The organism is Thiopseudomonas denitrificans (genome assembly GCF_002866065.1).
Taxonomy (GTDB): Bacteria; Pseudomonadota; Gammaproteobacteria; order Pseudomonadales; family Pseudomonadaceae; genus Thiopseudomonas; species Thiopseudomonas denitrificans.
Genome location: NZ_LNJZ01000009.1, coordinates 467,511 through 485,429, shown reverse-complemented (window position 1 = coordinate 485,429; position 17,919 = coordinate 467,511). Strand labels below are relative to the sequence as shown.

Below are 17,919 nucleotides of genomic sequence, written 5' to 3'. Positions count from 1 at the left end.
TTGCGTCTTGCCGGGCATGGCCCTTACCGGGGCGGTGGCTTTTCGTTATGATATGCGCCCTGTTTATCGGTGGGCATGGCATGATTAGCAACGAATACGAACTGGCCTGGGTGCTGTACGGCGTGGCAGCACTGGGGTGTTTCTGGGTGTGGACGTTTTTCACCCGCTGGATGTGGCGTTACCTGCGCGAGCCGCTGTGGCTGGCGGTGGCGGTATTGCTGTTCAGCCCGACGCTGGTCGATCCCAATGGCACGGCGTGGGTGCCGTCGCTGGCCATGGCGGCGATGGACATTGCCTTCAAGGTCAATAACGATGCCTGGCGGGCGCTGGCCGACATCATGCTGTATGGCACCGTGGCGTTCACGCTCTATCTGATTTTTGCCATCTTGCGTTTTCTGGTCGAGCATTACTGGCTCAAACCGCGCCGTGCGGAAAAAGCCGGCCAGCAGACGCCCGGGGAAGCAGTGCCGCAGACCGAGCCAACCCTGCGCGAGCTGCTGGACCAGAAAGAGCTGTTTGATACCGGGGAGCCGGGCATTGTTGCCCGTCGTTAGGAGGCTGTCATGTGCGAGTTGCTGGGCATGAGTGCCAACGTGCCAACGGATATCGTTTTCAGCTTTACCGGGCTGATGCAGCGTGGTGGCGGTACCGGCCCGCACCGCGATGGCTGGGGGATCGGTTTTTATGAAGGCCGTGGCCTGCGCCTGTTCCAGGACCCGCAGGCTAGTGTCGATTCGGAGGTGGCGCAGCTGGTGCAGCGTTATCCGATCAAGAGCACGGCGGTGATTGGCCATATTCGCCAGGCCAATGTCGGCGCTGTGAGCCTGGCCAATACCCATCCCTTTGTGCGCGAGCTGTGGGGGCGCAACTGGTGTTTTGCCCACAATGGCCAGCTGGCGGGCTTTGCTCCGGAGCCGGGATTTTACCGGCCGGTCGGGGATACCGACAGCGAGGCGGCCTTTTGTGATCTGCTCAATCGCCTGCGCAGCACCTTTGCCGATGCACCGGAGCCGGATGCCATGCTGCCGGTACTGGTTGCCGCCTGTGAGGAATATCGCGGCAAGGGCGTATTCAACTGCCTGCTGAGCAATGGAGACTGGCTGTTCAGCTATTGCTCGACCAAGCTGGCGCGCATCACCCGCCGTGCGCCCTTTGGCCCGGCCACCCTGAAAGATGCCGACCTGACTGTCGATTTCCATGCCGAGACCACACCAAACGATGTGGTTAGCGTGATTGCTACCGAGCCGCTGACCGACAACGAGAACTGGCACATCTACCAGCCTGGCGAGTGGGTGCTCTGGCGCAACGGTGAGGTGCTGGCGCAGGGCGGGCTGTAGGTGCGAAGCTGTAACAGGTGCGAATTTATTCGCACAGCAGTGCACCAGCTTATTCACACAGCAGTGCACGAATTTATGCGCACGGTAGTGCAGTTTTTGTGCGAATGAATTCGCACCTACAGTTGTATCAGCGCGACAAAGACTGCATCGCCTGTTCCAGTCCGGACAGGGTCATGGGGTACATTTCGCCTTCCACCAGCTCGCGGATCATGCCGATTGAGCGGGTGTAGTGCCAGCTGTGCTGCGGGTAGGGGTTGAGCCACACCAGCCGGTCGAAGTGCTGCATGAAGCGCTGCATCCAGAGGTAACCGGGCTCGTCATTCCAGTGTTCGACACTGCCGCCGGCATGACTCACCTCGTAGGGCGCCATGCTGGCATCACCGACAAAGATCACCTTCCAGTCGCTGCCATAGGTGTGCAGCAGGTCGTAGGTGGGCGTGCGCTCGCTGGTACGGCGCATGTTGTTTTTCCACACTGATTCGTAAATGAAATTGTGGAAATAGTAATACTCCAGATGCTTGAACTCGCTGCGGCAGGCACTGAACAGCGCCTGGCATTCCTCGATATGGGCGTCCATCGAGCCGCCGATATCGAACAGGATCAGCAGCTTGACGGTATTGCGCCGCTCCGGCCGCATGCGGATATTGAGCAGGCCGCCATCGCGGGCGGTGTGTTCGATGGTGCCTTGCAGGTCCAGTTCCTCGGCGGCACCCTGGCGGGCAAACTGGCGCAGGCGGCGTAGTGCCATCTGGATCGAACGGGTATTGAGCTGCTCGTCCTCGTCCAGATTCTTGTATTCGCGCTGCTCCCACACCTTGACCGCACGGCCCTGGCGTTCGCCGGCATTGCCGATGCGGATGCCTTCCGGGTGGTAGCCACCGGAGCCGAACGGACTGGTGCCGCCGGTACCTATCCACTTGTTGCCGCCGGCATGTTTCTTTTGCTGTTCTTGCAGGCGCTGCTTGAAGGTCTCGATCAGCTTGTCCAGCCCGCCGAGAGACTCGATTTTCGCCTTGTCTTCTTCGCTGAGCTGGCGCATGAACTCTCGGCGCAGCCATTCGTCGGGGATCAGCGCCTCGATGTGCTCCTGAAGATTTTTCAGCCCCTTGAAATAGGCGGCAAAGGCGCGGTCGAACTTGTCGTAATGGCGCTCGTCCTTGACCAGCAGGGCGCGCGCCAGATAGTAGAATTCGTCCATGTCGGCGAACACCACATTGCGCTCCAGCGCGGCGATCAGGTCGAGCAGCTCGCGCAGCGAGACCGGCACGCGCGCCGCGCGCAGCTCGTGAAACAGGCTTAACAGCATGACGGGCCCTTAGCGGCGATTGCGGTTCATGAAGGCCAGCCGCTCCAGCAGCATGATGTCCTGTTCGTTCTTGACCAGTGCGCCGGCCAGTGGCGGCAGTGCCTTGCTGGCATCGGCCTCGCGCAGGGCATCGACACCGATCTGGTCGGCCATCAGCAGCTTGAGCCAGTCTACCAGTTCGCTGGTGGAGGGCTTCTTTTTCAGGCCGGGTGCCTTGCGGATGTCGAAAAAGATTTCCAGCGCCTGGCTGACCAGCTGCTGGCTGATGTCGGGGTAGTGTACATCGACGATCTGGCGCAAGGTTTCGGCATCCGGGAAGGCGATGTAGTGGAAGAAGCAGCGGCGCAGGAAGGCGTCCGGCAGCTCTTTCTCGTTGTTGGAAGTGATGATGATGATCGGGCGCTTTTTCGCCCTGATGGTCTGGTCGGTTTCGTAGACGTAGAACTCCATGCGATCCAGCTCTTGTAGCAGGTCGTTGGGGAATTCGATGTCGGCCTTGTCGATTTCATCAATCAGCAGGATCACACGGTCTTCGGCCTCGAAGGCTTCCCACAGCTTGCCCTTGACGATGTAGTTGCCGATGTCGTGTACCCGCTCGGAGTTGAGCTGGGAGTCGCGCAGGCGGCTGACCGCGTCGTACTCGTACAGGCCCTGGTGGGCCTTGGTGGTGGACTTGATGTGCCAGGTGATCAGGCGGGCGCCGAAGGCGTCGGCCAGCTCTTCGGCGAGCATGGTCTTGCCGGTGCCGGGCTCGCCTTTTACCAGCAGCGGGCGTTCGAGGGTGATGGCGGCGTTGACCGCCAGTTTCAGGTCATCGGTGGCGACGTAGGAGGAGGTACCGGTAAATTTCATGCGTGGCTCTTGTACTAAAGTTATGTGTTTTTCGTCGCTGCATGCGGCAGCGGCTTATGGTTAGATGTTGTGACTATAACAGCAAGCGAATGGTTGGCGGGAGCGTATCAGCGCCTGCACTGCCGGGGTATACAACAGACATGCAAAAAGAGGGCAACAGCTAATGGCCAAAATCTATATCGACAACGCGCAGAGTGTCGGCAACACGCCGCTGGTGCAAATCAACCGGCTCGCGCCGAAGGGCGTCAGCATCCTGGCCAAGGTCGAGTCGCGTAACCCGGCCGGTTCGGTCAAGTGCCGCATTGGTGCCGCCATGATCGAGGCTGCCGAGCGCAGTGGCCGTCTCAAGCCCGGTGTAACCATGGTTGAGCCGACCTCCGGCAACACCGGCATCGGCCTGGCGTTTGTCGCTGCGGCCAAGGGTTACCGGCTGATCCTGACCATGCCGTCCTCGATGAGCCTGGAACGGCGCAAGATTCTCAAGGCACTGGGTGCCGAACTGGTGTTGACCGAGCCGGCCAAGGGCATGAAGGGTGCCATCGCCAGGGCGCAGGAGCTGGTGGATGCCGACCCCGACAATGTCATCATGCTGCAGCAGTTCGAGAATCCGGCCAACCCCGACATCCATGAAAAAACCACGGGTCCGGAGATCTGGAACGATACCGATGGCGCGATTGACGTGCTGGTCAGCGGTGTCGGTACCGGCGGTACCCTGACCGGTGTGTCCCGCTACATCAAGCAGCAGTGTGGCAAGAACATCCTGACGGTGGCGGTGGAGCCGACCGGCTCGCCGGTGATCAGCCAGGCCAGGGCCGGCCAGGAATTGACCCCGGCGCCGCACAAGATCCAGGGGCTGGGTGCCGGCTTCATTCCGGGCAATCTGGACATGAGCCTGGTCGACCAGGTGGAGCAGGTTGATGATGAGGATGCCAAGCAGATGGCGCTGCGCCTGATGCGCGAGGAAGGCATCCTGAGCGGCATTTCCAGCGGAGCGGCGATGGTGGCGGCGGTACGGCTGGCGCAGCAGCCGGCCATGCAGGGCAAGACCATTGTGGTGGTGCTGCCGGATTCCGGCGAGCGTTATCTGTCCAGCATGCTGTTTGACGGCCTGTTCACCGAGCAGGAATTGCAGCAGTAAGAGGGCCGTTGTCCTGCGCGGAGTGCGTGGGACAACGGCAATAAAAGATGCCACAATGCGGGCATTTGATGTGCCCAAGGTCAAGGAGACGCCCCGATGACAGCCCGATGCCCTGCCACTGCCATTGCCCGGCAGATCCTCAATGGCTTTGATGCCTATCGCAAGGAGTTCCGGCAGATCACCAACCTGGGGCGCTATCGCTTCGAGCAGGCCCAGTGGCAGGAAATCCAGCACGCCTCCGCCCGCCGTATCCAGATTTACAAGGAACACATCGAGCAGACCCGTGACGGGCTGGTCAGCCTGTATGGCGAGGCCGTGCTGCTGGATGTGGGTAACTGGTCGGCGATCAAGCAGTCCTATATGGGGCAGATTGACCTGCGGCTGGACGATGAGCTGTCGGAGACCTGGTACAACTCGGTGTTCAACAGCCTGTTCAGCCATGACAAGATCTGCAACGAGAACATGTTTGTGCAGACCACCCGGCAGGGGCGGGTGAGCGGCGAGACGCCGATGCAGATCCGGCTGTATCGTCCGGCCGGTGACCTGAAGGGTACGCTGCGCCAGATCATGGGTGATTATCGCTTCGAGATCCCCTTTGCCAACCCGGAGGGGGATCTGGAGCGCATCGAATACCAGTTGCGACAAAGCCTGCCGGAATGGGTATGCAAGGACCCGGACCTGAGCATCGAGCTGTACAGTTCGCGGCTGTACCGCAACAAGGGCGCCTATATCATCGGGCGGGTCTTCACTGCCGAAGAGCAGTGGCCGTTGCTGTTTCCGTTGCTCAATATCGAGGGGCAGGGAGTGCGCTTTGACGCGGCGATTACCGACGAGGCGGAAGCCTCGATCATCTTTTCATTCACCCGCTCGTATTTCATGGTGCGGGTGGCCTATCCGTCGGAGTTCATCAGCTTCCTGCAGAAGATTCTGCCGCGCAAGCATCTGTGGGAGCTGTATACCTCGATCGGTTTCTACAAGCAGGGCAAGACCGAGTTCTACCGTTCGCTGATGCGCCACCTGGACGAAACCGATGACCGTTTCATGATGGCACCGGGCATTCGCGGCATGGTCATGACGGTGTTCACCCTGCCCGGCTATAACACGGTATTCAAGGTGATCAAGGACCGTTTTTCGCCATCCAAAACCGTGGATCGCGCCATGGTGATCGACCGCTACCGGCTGGTCAAATATGTTGACCGGGTGGGCCGGCTGGCCGATACGCAGGAGTTTTCCGACCTGCGCTTTCCGCTGGCCAAGTTTGATCCCGAGTGTCTGGAAGAACTGCTGGATGTGGCTCCATCCACCATCGAGGTGCAGGGTGACGAGGTGCTGGTGCGCCACTGCTGGACCGAACGGCGCATGACGCCATTGAACATCTACCTGGACAATGCCACCAGCGAGCAGCAGATGCGTGATGCGCTGGATGACTATGGCTGGGCGATCAAACAGCTGGCGGCAGCGAACATTTTCCCCGGTGACATGCTGCTGAAGAACTTTGGCGTGACCCGGCACGGGCGGGTGGTGTTCTACGATTACGACGAGATTACCTACCTGACCGAGGTGAACTTTCGCGTGATTCCGCCACCGCGCTACCCGGAAGACGAGTGGGCGGCCGAGCCCTGGTATTCGGTCGCTCCGAATGACGTGTTTCCGGAGGAGTTTCCGGTGTTTTTGTTCACCGATATCCGGCACCGCAAGATCTTCAGCCAGCTGCATGGTGACTTGTTCAGGGCCGGCTATTGGCAGGGGCTGCAGGAGGCCATTCGGGAAGGCAAGGTCATTGATGTGTTTCCCTACAAGCGGCGCAAGGACCCCGAGTACACCTATACAGCCTGATCTGGTTTTTGGTGGATTGGGGTTTGCACTGCGCTGGTGCGGGTGGCGAGGTGCTGCGCAAGGCTGGGTTTGTGGGTTTTGCACTGCGCTGGTCCGGGTGGCAGGACACTCCGCAAGGCTGACGCTGCCAGTGCCGAAGCGAAGCTTCGTCCCTGTTGCTGATGCCTTGCTCCGGTCCTGCCACCCGGACTTGCCACTTGTGCGGGGTGGGGGAGAGGGCCCGGCCATGCCGGGCTGCTGTCGCCGTGTGAGCCTGTTCCGCGGTGCTGTACTTGTGCCTCCGGATTTGGCCAGCACCTGGCGACAGCAGTCCGGCGCAGCCGGACCAGAAATCTCTCCAATAACAGCGGTGTGCATCGGGCTGGCGGGACCGTAGCAAAGCCTTGTCGGCATGTCCGGCTTGCCGGGCGTGGCGACGCGAGCTTTGCGGAGTGTCCTGCCGGCCCGCAACGGCTCAAACCAGACCACAAGCAACTCCGAAAAATTAAACACCGCTAGAAAAAAAACATCCCGCAAGCTATAATTCGGCGCTTTCAATTTTCCCGTACGGGAGCACCCAACATGCTGCGTATCAGTCAAGAAGCCCTCACGTTCGACGACGTGCTACTTATCCCCGGTTACTCCGAAGTTCTGCCCAAGGACGTGACCCTGAAAACCCGCCTGACCCGCGATATTGAAATCAACATCCCGTTGCTGTCTGCGGCCATGGATACCGTGACCGAAGCCCGTCTGGCCATTGCCATGGCCCAGGAAGGCGGCATCGGCATCGTGCACAAGAACATGACCATCGAGCAGCAGGCCGCGCAAGTACGCAAGGTCAAGCGCCATGAGACCGCGATTGTCCACGATCCGGTCACCGTCACCCCCGACATGAAAACCGTTGACCTGCTGGCGCAGACCCGCGAGCTGGGTTTCTCCGGCTTTCCGGTGATCGAGGGCGGCAAGCTGGTCGGCATCGTTACCGGCCGTGACCTGCGCGTGATGCCGAACACCTGCGATACCGTGGCCGCCATCATGACGCCGAAAGAGCGTCTGGTGACCGTCCCGGAAGGCACTGGCCTGGAAGAGATCAAGGCCAAGCTGTACGAGCACCGCATCGAGAAAATGCTGATCGTCAATGACCAGTTCGAGTTGCGCGGCATGGTTACTTTCCGCGACATCGAAAAAGCCAAGAGCTACCCGCTGGCCTCCAAGGACGAACAGGGCCGCCTGCGTGTGGGCGCTGCCGTAGGCACCGGTGCCGACACCGAAGAGCGCATCCGCGCCCTGGCTGCTGTTGGCGTCGACGTGGTCGTGGTGGATACCGCACACGGCCATTCCAGGGGCGTGATCGACCGCGTACGCTGGGTCAAGGAAAACTTCCCGCAGGTGCAGGTGATCGGTGGCAATATCGCTACTGCCGAAGCCGCGCTGGATCTGGTCAAGGCTGGTGCCGACGCGGTCAAGGTCGGCATCGGCCCCGGCTCCATCTGCACTACCCGCATTGTTGCCGGCGTTGGTGTACCGCAAATCAGCGCGATTGCCAATGTTTCAGCGGCGCTCAAGGGCACCGGTGTACCGATGATCGCCGATGGCGGCATCCGCTTTTCCGGTGACCTGGCCAAGGCGATCGTCGCCGGCGCGGATACCGTGATGATGGGCTCCATGTTTGCCGGTACCGAAGAGTCGCCCGGCGAGATCGAGCTGTTCCAGGGCCGCTCGTACAAGTCCTACCGTGGCATGGGTTCGCTGGGCGCCATGGCGCAGGCACAGGGCTCGTCCGACCGCTACTTCCAGGACAGCACCGGCGGAGCCGAGAAACTGGTACCCGAAGGCATTGAAGGGCGCGTGCCCTACAAGGGCAGCATGTCCGCCATCGTGCACCAGCTGATGGGTGGCCTGCGTGCCGCCATGGGCTACACCGGCAGTGCCAGCATCGAGGAGATGCGTAGCAAACCGCAGTTTGTGCGCATCACCGGAGCCGGCATGGCCGAGTCGCACGTCCATGACGTGCAGATCACCAAGGAAGCGCCCAACTACCGCGTGGGCTGACCCTGGAAACAAACCGCCTTAACGGCGGTTTGTTGTTTTATGCTGAAACATCCGGTTTAACCCGCTTCCTGTAGGTGCGAATTTATTCGGACAAGCCCGGCAGAGCCGGGCAACAGAGGCTCATGTGCGAATGAATTCGCACCTACAGGGTGAATTGCAAAAATCCGGTTACAACCTGACAACTCGAGAGACAGACCTCATGACTACACCAGACATCCATGCCGAACGCATCCTCGTTCTCGATTTTGGCAGCGAATACACCCAGCTGATCGCCCGCAAGGTCCGCAGTGCGGGTGTTTATTGCGAAGTTCACCCCTTTGATCTGGATGAGGCTGCTATACGCGCCTTCAATGCCAAAGGCATCATCCTTTCATGTGATCCGGATGCCGAGCCGCTGGTGGCTGATCCGCAGCCGGTGGCTGCCGCCTATCAGCTGGACGTACCACTGTTGAGCGTCGGTTACGAACATCCCGGCCTGCCTGCTGTGGCCCGCCGGATTGGTGCCTATGACGACAGCAACACGCCTGCGCTTGTAGAAAACTTTGTCTTGCAGGACTGCGCCTGCCAGGGCCTGTGGACGCCGGCCAACATCATCGAGGATGCCATTGCCAAGGTGCGTGCCCAGGTTGGCGAGCGCCAGGTATTGCTGGGCCTGTCCGGCGGGGTGGACTCATCGGTGGTAGCGGCATTGCTGCACCGCGCCATTGGCGACCAGCTGACCTGCGTATTTGTCGACCACGGCCTGATGCGCCTGCACGAGGGTGACCAGGTGATGCGCATGTTTGCCGAGAACATGGGTGTCAAGGTGATTCGTGTGGATGCCGAACAGCGTTTCCTCGACCTGCTCAAGGGCGTCAATGATCCGGAAGAGAAGCGCAAGATCATTGGCCGTACCTTTATCGAGGTGTTCGACGAGGAATCCGCCAAGCTGGAAGGCATCGACTTCCTTGCGCAGGGCACCATCTACCCCGACATCATCGAGTCGGTGGCGATCAAGCATGGCAAGGCGCGGGTGATCAAGTCCCACCACAACGTCGGCGGCCTGCCCGAAGACATGAAGTTCGAGCTGGTCGAGCCGCTCAAGGAGCTGTTCAAGGACGAGGTGCGCAAGCTGGGCGTCGAGCTGGGCCTGCCGCGCGAGATGGTCTACCGTCATCCGTTCCCCGGCCCCGGCCTGGGTGTGCGCATTTTGGGCGAGATCAGGAAGGAGTATGCCGACCTGCTGCGCCAGGCCGATCATATCTTCATCGAGGAGCTGCGAGCGGCCGGCTGGTACGACAAGACCAGCCAGGCGTTTGCCGTGTTTGTGCCGGTCAGGTCGGTGGGCGTGGTCAACGACCAGCGCCGCTATGCCTGGGTGATTTCCCTGCGTGCAGTGGAAACCATCGACTTCATGACCGCCCGCTGGGCACATCTGCCTTACGAGCTGATCGAAAAGGTCTCGACCCGCATCATCACCGAGCTGGAGGGTATTTCCCGCGTAGTGTATGACGTATCGAGCAAGCCGCCTGCCACCATCGAGTGGGAATGATTGCAGCTCCGGTGTTGCCGGTTGTTTGATGCAATGCCCGAAGCCCGCGCCCCAGCGGGCTTCGTTTTTCCGGGACTGGAATCCGGGATGGCTGGCAGGAAATCTTGCAAGAGGCCGCTAGCGCTGCAGCACCACGCTCTGGTACTGACCGGTGATGCCTCTGTTGGCGCAGAAGCTTTGTACGTGGCCATCGGCATAGCTGGCTTCGGTATTGAAGCCGCGCCCCGGCACATGGTTGATGGCAATGGTGCGTGACTCGCCCGGGCGCAGTTGCAACATGAGCAGGTCGGACTGGTTGAGGTTGAAACCGAACTCAAGATGTATCGAATGGATCATCATGTCGCTTTGGTTATGGAAGGTGACCAGCATGATGCCCGGCGGGACCGGACGGGAAAACAGCAACCAGCCGGCTGCGAGTCCGGCCAGCAGGAACAGTGTGCTGCGCGAACGCAAGGCATCCACTGCACGGTCAATCCGGGATATCTGTTGCATCTGCCGGTTACCTCCCATATGGCAGCACAGCCGCTCTGCCATGCGGGCAGGCATTGCGCACAAGGCGCTACGGGCTTGCGGTGCGAAGTGTTTGACAGCGGCGGAGTGCAGGCATCAATGTTTTCACGCTAACATGCCACCAGCCGGAAAACACGATGACCTGTTGTCGCAACTGTTGCTGTCTGACCAGTACAAGGAATACCGCGTGGAGCCAAGACACCGCTGCCCCTGGCCGGGCCAGCACGCCGATTACATCGAGTATCATGACCATGAGTGGGGCAGGCCCTGTCATGACAGCCGCAAGTTGCTGGAAAAGCTGTGCCTGGAAGGCCAGCAGGCCGGGCTGAGCTGGCTGGTGGTTTTGCGCAAACGTGCCCGTTACCGGCAGTGTTTTCATGACTTTGATCCGCAGAAAGTCGCGTGCATGACCGACGCCGAGCTGGACCGGCTGGTGCAGGACAGGGGCCTGATCCGTCATCGCGGCAAGCTTGAGGCCGTCCGCAGCAATGCGCAGGCTTATTTGCGGTTGCAGCAACAGGGTGTTGATTTTTCCGCCTGGCTGTGGGGCTTTGTTGGCGGCCAGCCGCGTATCAACCGGTTTGCCGATATGCGTGAAGTGCCGACACAAACCCCCGAGTCGGCTGCCATGAGCAGGGCGCTGAAAAAGGCCGGCTTTGCCTTTGTCGGCCCAACCGGCTGTTATGCGTTCATGCAGTCGATGGGAATGGTCAATGACCACCTGACCGGCTGTTTCCTGCATCCGGATCATGCGTCTGCAAGTGCTGGGCAGTCACAATAGTTTCCCGGCAAGTATGCTATATTGGCCGCATTTTTCAGGGAGGCTTCCATGTCCAGACGTTTGAAGATTTGCATCAACACCGGTGGTGGTGATGCCCCCGGTTTGAATGCTGTGATTGAAGCCGTGACCATGGCTGCCCACCACCGCCAGTGGGAAGTCTATGGCATCAGGTCGGGTTATGCCGGGCTGCTCAACACCAATGACATCATCCGTCTGACGCCCAAGGTGGTGGACGGCATCGCCATTCAGGGCGGTACCATTCTGGGCAGCACCAACAAGGGCAACCCGTTTCGCATGCCGGTATGCAATGTGGCGGGCGACTGTGAAGAGCGTGACCTGTCCGGCAAGGTGCTGGAAAACTTCAAACGGTTGGGTTTTGATGCGCTGATTGCTGTGGGTGGCGATGGCAGCATGGAAATTGCCAAACGCTTTTCCGACCTGGGCATGCCGGTGATTGGCGTGCCCAAGACGATCGACAATGACCTGGGCGGCACCGAAATGACCTTCGGTTTTGATACCGCCACCGGTATTGCCACCGAAGCGATTGATCGCCTGCACTCCACGGCCAAGTCACACGACCGCATCATGGTAGTGGAAGTGATGGGCCGTGATGCCGGCTTCATTGCCCTGAACAGCGGGATTTCCGGCAATGCGGATGTCATCCTGATCCCGGAGATCCCGTTCGATATCGACAAGATCTGTGCCCACTTGATGGGTAACGAGCTCAATGGTCGCAAATACGGCATTGTCGTCGTGGCCGAAGGGGCCATGCCGGCGGGCGGTGACGTGGTTGTCAAAAGCGAGGCCGGCCTGGGGCGTGAGCATGTGGTGCTGGGCGGCATTGCCGAATATGTGGCACAGGAAATCGCCAGTCGCACTGGCAAGGACACCCGTTCGCTGGTGCTCGGACACCTGCAGCGCGGTGGCTCGCCGACCACCTTTGACCGGCTGCTGGCGCTGCGCTTCGGTGCGGCGGCGGTGCGCGCGATCGAGGCCGGCAAGTTGGGCCACATGGTTGCGCTCAAGTCCGACCGCATTGCCCTGGTGACCATGGCCGAGGCGCTGAGTGTCGAGAAACGGGTTGATCCCAGGGGGGATACCGTCCTGACCGCCCGTGACATGGACATCAGCTTTGGCGACTGACGACCGCCTTCCGATGCACGCCTCCGGGTTGTGCGTCACTTCACATGCTGAAAAGGAAAACCGGTGAAAATAGCAAAACTTCTGCCATGGTGTCTGGCTGCTTGCGTTCTGGCTGCAGTGCAGGGCTGCACGGCGGTTGGTGCCGGACAGCCGTTACCGGCCTGGCAAAGCCCGCGCTTGCTGGATCATCCCGATACCGGCCGGATTGTCAGCCTGGCCAGCGGCCGTGTGCTTGATGCTGTCGAACTGGTTGGCGAGCTGGCCGGTGAGCCGCTGGTGCTGCTGGGGGAAAAACACGACAATCCCGACCACCATGCCTTGCAGCTCTGGCTACTGCAGGCACTGGAGCGGGAGCGTGCGCAGGGCAGCCTGGTGCTGGAAATGCTGACATCGGGCCAACAACTCCTGGTGGACGGGGTACGTGCCCGCCTTGCCGCCGGGGAGGCGATAGCAGATTTGCCAGCCGCGCTGGAGTGGAGCAAGGGCTGGGACTGGCAGCAATACGGCCCGCTTGTCGAGTATGCGGTGAACCGGCCGTGGGCGTTACGCGCCGGCAATCTGGACCGGGAAGCCCTGATGTCGATCTACCGTGATCCGCAGCCGCTGCAGAGCGGGCCGGCGGCGCGGCCGCAGGTACAGGAGCAGCTGGGCGCGACCATCGTCGAGTCCCATTGCGGCAAGCTGCCCGACAGTCAGGTGCCGGCGATGGTGGCCGTGCAACAGCAGCGTGATCTGGCCATGGCCGGCGCGTTGCTCGACAGTGCGAGTCCGGGCCTGCTGATTGCCGGTTCCTATCATGTGCGCAAGGACCTGGGCGTTCCCTTGCATCTGCAGACGCTGAAGCCCGGGCAGGCGTTCAGGGTGCTGATTTTCCTTGAAGCCGGCCAGCAGGTTGCGCCGGAGATGGCCGATTATGTCTGGTACACTCCGGCGACGGAAGAAAAGGACTACTGCGCCGACCTGTGAGTGCCGGTCAGGTGCAGCCACCACAGCAGTAGCAGTACCGCACCCAGCACCGGCAGCATGAACAGGTTGATCTGGCTCCAGCCCAGCGTGTTGAGCAGATAGCCGGAGCTGAAGGAGCCGGCGGCAACGGTGCCGAAAATCAGGAAGTCGTTCATGGCTTGCGCCTTGGAGCGTTCGGACTGGCTGTAGGTGTCGGTGACCAGGGCTGTGGCACCGATAAAGCCGAAGTTCCAACCGATGCCCAGCAGGATCAGCGAGCCCCAGAAGTTGAGTAGTTCCATGCCTGCCAGTGCCAGCAGGGCGGACAGGCCGATGATGACCAGCCCGGCTGCGGTCATGCTGATCTTGCCGTAGCGGTTGATCAGCTTGCCGGTAAAAAAGCTGGGACCGAACATGGCCAGCACATGCCACTGGATGCCCAGTGTGGCCTGGTCGGAATTGTAACCGTGCATGACCATGGCCATGGGGGCGGCGGTCATGATGAAGGCCATCAGCCCGTAAGAGACAATGCCGGCAACCACGGCAACGATGAAGCGCTGCTGCCGGGCAATATCCAGCAGTGGTCGTGCGGTACCGGTGTCGACGGCAAACTGCAGGCTGGGCAGACGCAGCATGAGCAGTAGCGGCAAGGCCAGCAGAGCCAGTCCGGCCTGGCTGACGAAGCTGCCGGCAAAGGGCAGCCCGGCCCAGGCGTCACGCGTCCAGATGACCACTTGTGGTCCGATGATCGCGGCAGCCAGCCCGCCGATCATGATGCGTGAAATGGCCATTGGGCGCTGTGCCGGCGGGACGCTGTCGGAGGCGGCAAAGCGGTAGTTCTGCACGTTGGCGGCATAGAAGCCGGCCAGCGTGGTGCCGATACAAAACAGCGTGAAACTGTGTTGTGCAATTCCGTAGGCGGAGACCAGCCCGGCGGCAACGGCCAGCAGGGCGCCCAGGGTATAGGCCTGACGGCGGCCCAGATAACGCATCAGCATCGCCGCAGGAATGGTGGACAGTGCCAGGCCGAGATTGAACAGGCTGACCGGCAGGGTCGCCAGTGAGGGATCACTGGCCAGTTGCAAACCGACCAGACCGCCCAGCGAGATGATGATGGGTGGCGAAGCCCCGCCCAGTGACTGGGCACCGACCAGCAGCCAGAGATTGCGCTTGCCTTGGGTGTCGCTGGACGAGGGGGCGGATGTTGTATTGTTCATGCGGGATCATGCCGGTAATCAGGGAAAACCGGATGGTATCATTTTTAGTAATATTTTTGGCCGTACAGCAGGCAAAGGCGGTTTGATACGCTCTGCCGGCTGGCATCAACAGGTCAAAAGAAAAAAGGAAAACCCATGCAAGGCCTGAAACGCAAATTGGTCTATGTCAGCCTGTTTGAAACCCTCGCCATTGTTTTAACCAGCCTGATCCTGATGGCGCTGGGCCACGACCTTTTCCATTCGGGCACCGTGTCGGTGGTGGTGTCGGTGATCGCGGTGGTCTGGAACCTGACCTGGAATACCGGCTTCGAGTTCTGGGAGGCGCGTCAGAGCGTGCGCGGTCGCAGCATCCGGCGGCGTACCGCCCATGCGGTGGGCTTTGAGGGCGGGCTGGCGCTGATGACCATTCCGTTGTTCGCCTGGTGGCTTGAGATCAACTTGTGGGATGCGTTCTGGCTGGATGCCGGTTTTTTGCTATTTTTCCTGGTTTATACCTTCGTTTTCAACTGGTTTTTCGACCGCATTTTCGGTTTGCCGCTGTCGGCCCGGTAAGACTGATGGCAGAACTGCATCGCAGTTTTGCAGTGGACCCCTTGTGCAGTCAGGCAGGCCAGGGGTATAAGACAGACAGCAGTATTAGACGGAGCCGCCGTAACGGCCCTGATGCAAAGAGCAATAAAAGTGTCCGGCAAACACTTTGCCCGGATCGATCCTGTCCCCGCTGGAGAATGTAAATGGCAAACTATCCGATCGAAGATGTAGAAGGCATTGGCCCGGTAATGGGTGAGAAGCTTCGCGAAGTCGGTATCAAGGATACCGATACCCTGCTGCAAAATGTATTGACACCCAAACAGCGCAAGGAGCTGGCGGAAAAAACCGAAATTTCCCCCAGGCTGATTCTGCGTTTTGCCAACATGGTTGACCTGTACCGCATCAATGGTGTCGGTTCGGAATACTCGGAGCTGCTGGAAGCTGCCGGGGTTGATACCGTACCGGAACTGGCCCAGCGCAACGCGGCCAACCTGGCCAAGGCCATGACGGAGGTCAATGAAGAGAAGAATCTGACCCGCCGTGTCCCCAGCGAGACCGAAGTGACAAAGTGGGTCGCTCAGGCCAAGGAACTGCCGCGCATGCTTGAATACTGACTGTCGGGCACAAACAACAACGGGGCCAATTGGCCCCGTTGTTGTTTGTGGCGCACCTGTTTCAACTACAGGCTGTCACGTGCCCGCAGCAGGCTGATCAGCTGCTCGACGGCTTCGTCAACAGAGGTCAGCTGGGTATTGATCACCAGGTCGGCATCCAGCGGAATGTCGTAGGGGAAGGACTCGCCGGGAATGTTGTCCTCGCCGGCAGCATACAGCCCCTGCGGGTCCCGTTCACGGCAGACATCCGGCGATGCTTGCACATAAATGGTGATGAGCCGCTCTTTGCCGATGATGGCACGGGCCTGTTCGCGACCTTCGGCATCCGGGGCGACAAAGGCGCAGAGGCTGATCAGTCCGGCTTCATTGAACTGGCGGGCGACCTGTGCGGCACGCCGCCAGTTTTCCGTCCGGCCGGAGCGGTCCTGCGGCAAGCCCTTGTTCAGGTCGTGGCGCAGGTTCTGCCCGTCAAGCACAAACACGGCACGGCCGCTGTCGAATAGCTTGCGTTCCAGCGCATAGGCCAGGGTGCTCTTGCCGGCACCAGACAGCCCGGTGAACAGCAGGGTGGCCGGTTGCTGGCCCAGCCGCAGCTGGCGCTCGGCATTACTGACCCGGCCCTTGCCCAGTTCGCGTCCGCCATCGCTGCGTACCGGACTGTGGATCATGCCGGCACCGACAGTGATGTTGGTCATGCGGTCAATGACGATGAATGCACCGGTGGTACGGTTGTCCTGGTAGCTGTCGATGGCCAGGGGAGCATCCAGACTGATGCTGACCTCGGCCACCTCGTTGAGCTGTAACTGGCTGGCGGGGCTTTTTTCCAGATTGTTGACATCAATGCGCTGGTCGATCTGCACCACGTTGCCGGGAATGTAGCTGGTGGCGCGTTTGAAGTCATAGCGCTTGCCCGGCTGCAGCGGGTCTTCGGCCAGCCAGACCAGTGTCGCCTTGAGCTGGTTGCTGACTAGTGGCTGGCTGCCATCATGAACGATCAGATCACCACGGGAAATGTCGATTTCGTCTTCCAGCGTCAGGGTGACGGCTTGCCCGGCAATGGCTGCATCCAGTTCGCCCTCGAATGTGACGATCGACTTGATGCGGCTTTGCGTGCCGGCCGGCAGCACCTTGATCGGGTCACCCTTGCGGATCTGGCCGCTGGCCAGGGTGCCGGCGAAACCGCGGAAGTTGAGGTTGGGGCGGTTGACGTATTGCACCGGGAAGCGCATGGCGCTGGTTTCGGCCTTGTGCTGTATCGGGACGCTCTCCAGCAGCTGCATCAGGGTCGGGCCCTGGTACCAGGGTGTTTGCGGGCTGGCGTTGACCACGTTGTCGCCTTTCAGGGCCGACAGCGGGACAAAATACAGTGAATCCGTATCGATTTGCAGTGACTGGGCAAATTGCAGGTAGTCCTCGCGAATGCTGTTGAAGCGCTCCTCGTCGTAATCGACAAGGTCCATCTTGTTGATGGCCACCACTAGATGACGGATGCCGAGCAGGGAAGCGATATAGCTGTGGCGGCGTGTCTGGTTCTGCACTCCTTTGCGGGCATCGACCAGAATGATCGCCAGATCACAGGTGGAAGCACCGGTTGCCATGTTGCGGGTGTACTGCTCATGGCCGGGGGTGTCGGCAATGATGAACTTGCGCTTGGCAGTGCTGAAGTAGCGGTAGGCGACATCGATGGTAATGCCTTGCTCACGCTCGGCCTGCAGGCCGTCCACCAGCAGGGCCAGATCCACTTCGTCGCCGGTGGTACCGCTCTTTTTCGAGTCGCGGGTGATGGCTTCCAGGTGGTCTTCGTAAATCATCTTCGAGTCATGCAGCAGGCGGCCGATCAGGGTGCTCTTGCCGTCATCGACATTGCCGCAGGTAAGAAAGCGCAACAACTCCTTGCGCTCGTGCTGGGCCAGATAACCGAGAATGTCCTGGCTGATCAGTTCTGATTGATGACTCATGGGTTTTCTCTTTTGTGTGCTTTGTCTGGATGTGTTTTGGACTTGAGTGTTGAGACGTCTGGCAGGCTGCTGTAAAGACGCCGCAAGTACGTCCATGTAGGCTCGTGGGCGGCATCCATGCCGCCCACGCTTTACAGCAGCCTGCCAGACGGCCCTGAAACCTTGTGCTGGCTGCAGATTCCGAAAAAA

16 protein-coding genes are annotated in these 17,919 nt (G+C 60.3%); 11 read left to right on the top strand and 5 right to left on the bottom strand.

Annotated features, from left to right (window positions below; all coding sequences use genetic code 11):
* The first annotated feature begins 80 nt into the window (after nt 1–80).
* Both AR306_RS11465 and AR306_RS11460 read left to right on the top strand, forming a co-directional pair.
* Complete coding sequence (locus tag AR306_RS11465) at nt 81–554, top strand: MFS transporter (RefSeq protein ID WP_101498018.1); 474 nt, start codon at nt 81–83, stop codon at nt 552–554.
* A 9-nt stretch (nt 555–563) separates the two neighbouring features.
* Entirely contained in the window at nt 564–1,337 is a 774-nt protein-coding gene (locus AR306_RS11460; protein ID WP_101497687.1) for a class II glutamine amidotransferase, read from the top strand.
* Between the two features lie 127 nt (nt 1,338–1,464).
* Here AR306_RS11460 and AR306_RS11455 read toward each other — a convergent pair whose 3' ends face one another.
* Nucleotides 1,465–2,643, bottom strand: coding sequence for a vWA domain-containing protein (locus AR306_RS11455; protein ID WP_101497686.1), 1,179 nt, complete (start codon nt 2,641–2,643; stop codon nt 1,465–1,467).
* Nucleotides 2,644–2,652: 9 nt separating this feature from the next.
* Nucleotides 2,653–3,495 carry an AAA family ATPase gene (locus AR306_RS11450; RefSeq protein ID WP_101497685.1) on the bottom strand — a complete coding sequence of 281 codons (843 nt, stop codon included), beginning with the start codon at nt 3,493–3,495 and terminating at the stop codon, nt 2,653–2,655.
* A 163-nt stretch (nt 3,496–3,658) separates the two neighbouring features.
* Between AR306_RS11450 and cysK the strand changes: the two genes are divergently transcribed.
* From cysK to guaA, 4 genes are all read left to right on the top strand, one after another.
* Nucleotides 3,659–4,633, top strand: coding sequence for a cysteine synthase A (cysK, locus tag AR306_RS11445; protein ID WP_101497684.1), 975 nt, complete (start codon nt 3,659–3,661; stop codon nt 4,631–4,633).
* A 96-nt stretch (nt 4,634–4,729) separates the two neighbouring features.
* Entirely contained in the window at nt 4,730–6,469 is a 1,740-nt protein-coding gene (gene aceK / locus AR306_RS11440) for a bifunctional isocitrate dehydrogenase kinase/phosphatase (protein WP_101497683.1), read from the top strand.
* A 561-nt stretch (nt 6,470–7,030) separates the two neighbouring features.
* Complete coding sequence (gene guaB, locus AR306_RS11435; RefSeq protein ID WP_101497682.1) at nt 7,031–8,500, top strand: IMP dehydrogenase; 1,470 nt, start codon at nt 7,031–7,033, stop codon at nt 8,498–8,500.
* Between the two features lie 199 nt (nt 8,501–8,699).
* On the top strand, nt 8,700–10,031 hold the full coding sequence (guaA, locus tag AR306_RS11430) for a glutamine-hydrolyzing GMP synthase (protein WP_101497681.1): 1,332 nt from the start codon (nt 8,700–8,702) through the stop codon (nt 10,029–10,031).
* Nucleotides 10,032–10,148: 117 nt separating this feature from the next.
* Here the strand turns inward: guaA and AR306_RS11425 are convergent, their stop codons facing one another.
* Nucleotides 10,149–10,523 (bottom strand): hypothetical protein, encoded by a 375-nt coding sequence (locus AR306_RS11425; RefSeq protein ID WP_101497680.1) that lies wholly within the window; start codon nt 10,521–10,523, stop codon nt 10,149–10,151.
* A 205-nt stretch (nt 10,524–10,728) separates the two neighbouring features.
* Here AR306_RS11425 and AR306_RS11420 point away from each other — a divergent pair, with 205 nt between their 5' ends.
* The 3 genes from AR306_RS11420 (at nt 10,729) to AR306_RS11410 (ending at nt 13,431) form a co-directional block, all read left to right on the top strand.
* Complete coding sequence (locus AR306_RS11420) at nt 10,729–11,322, top strand: DNA-3-methyladenine glycosylase I (protein ID WP_240622542.1); 594 nt, start codon at nt 10,729–10,731, stop codon at nt 11,320–11,322.
* A 48-nt stretch (nt 11,323–11,370) separates the two neighbouring features.
* Nucleotides 11,371–12,465: a 6-phosphofructokinase gene (locus AR306_RS11415; RefSeq protein WP_101497678.1), complete on the top strand. Its 1,095-nt coding sequence runs from the start codon at nt 11,371–11,373 to the stop codon at nt 12,463–12,465.
* Between the two features lie 69 nt (nt 12,466–12,534).
* Nucleotides 12,535–13,431 carry a ChaN family lipoprotein gene (locus tag AR306_RS11410; RefSeq protein ID WP_407071217.1) on the top strand — a complete coding sequence of 299 codons (897 nt, stop codon included), beginning with the start codon at nt 12,535–12,537 and terminating at the stop codon, nt 13,429–13,431.
* Here the strand turns inward: AR306_RS11410 and AR306_RS11405 are convergent.
* Nucleotides 13,413–14,627 (bottom strand): MFS transporter, encoded by a 1,215-nt coding sequence (locus tag AR306_RS11405; RefSeq protein ID WP_101497676.1) that lies wholly within the window; start codon nt 14,625–14,627, stop codon nt 13,413–13,415. The two genes, AR306_RS11410 and AR306_RS11405, sit on opposite strands and share 19 nt — an antisense overlap.
* A gap of 135 nt (nt 14,628–14,762) precedes the next feature.
* Between AR306_RS11405 and AR306_RS11400 the strand changes: the two genes are divergently transcribed.
* Both AR306_RS11400 and AR306_RS11395 read left to right on the top strand, forming a co-directional pair.
* Nucleotides 14,763–15,179: a PACE efflux transporter gene (locus AR306_RS11400; RefSeq protein ID WP_101497675.1), complete on the top strand. Its 417-nt coding sequence runs from the start codon at nt 14,763–14,765 to the stop codon at nt 15,177–15,179.
* 182 nt (nt 15,180–15,361) lie between these two features.
* Nucleotides 15,362–15,772: a DUF4332 domain-containing protein gene (locus tag AR306_RS11395; RefSeq protein ID WP_101497674.1), complete on the top strand. Its 411-nt coding sequence runs from the start codon at nt 15,362–15,364 to the stop codon at nt 15,770–15,772.
* A gap of 65 nt (nt 15,773–15,837) precedes the next feature.
* Here AR306_RS11395 and cysN read toward each other — a convergent pair whose 3' ends face one another.
* Nucleotides 15,838–17,730 carry a sulfate adenylyltransferase subunit CysN gene (gene cysN, locus AR306_RS11390; protein WP_101497673.1) on the bottom strand — a complete coding sequence of 631 codons (1,893 nt, stop codon included), beginning with the start codon at nt 17,728–17,730 and terminating at the stop codon, nt 15,838–15,840.
* Nucleotides 17,731–17,919 lie beyond the last annotated feature (189 nt).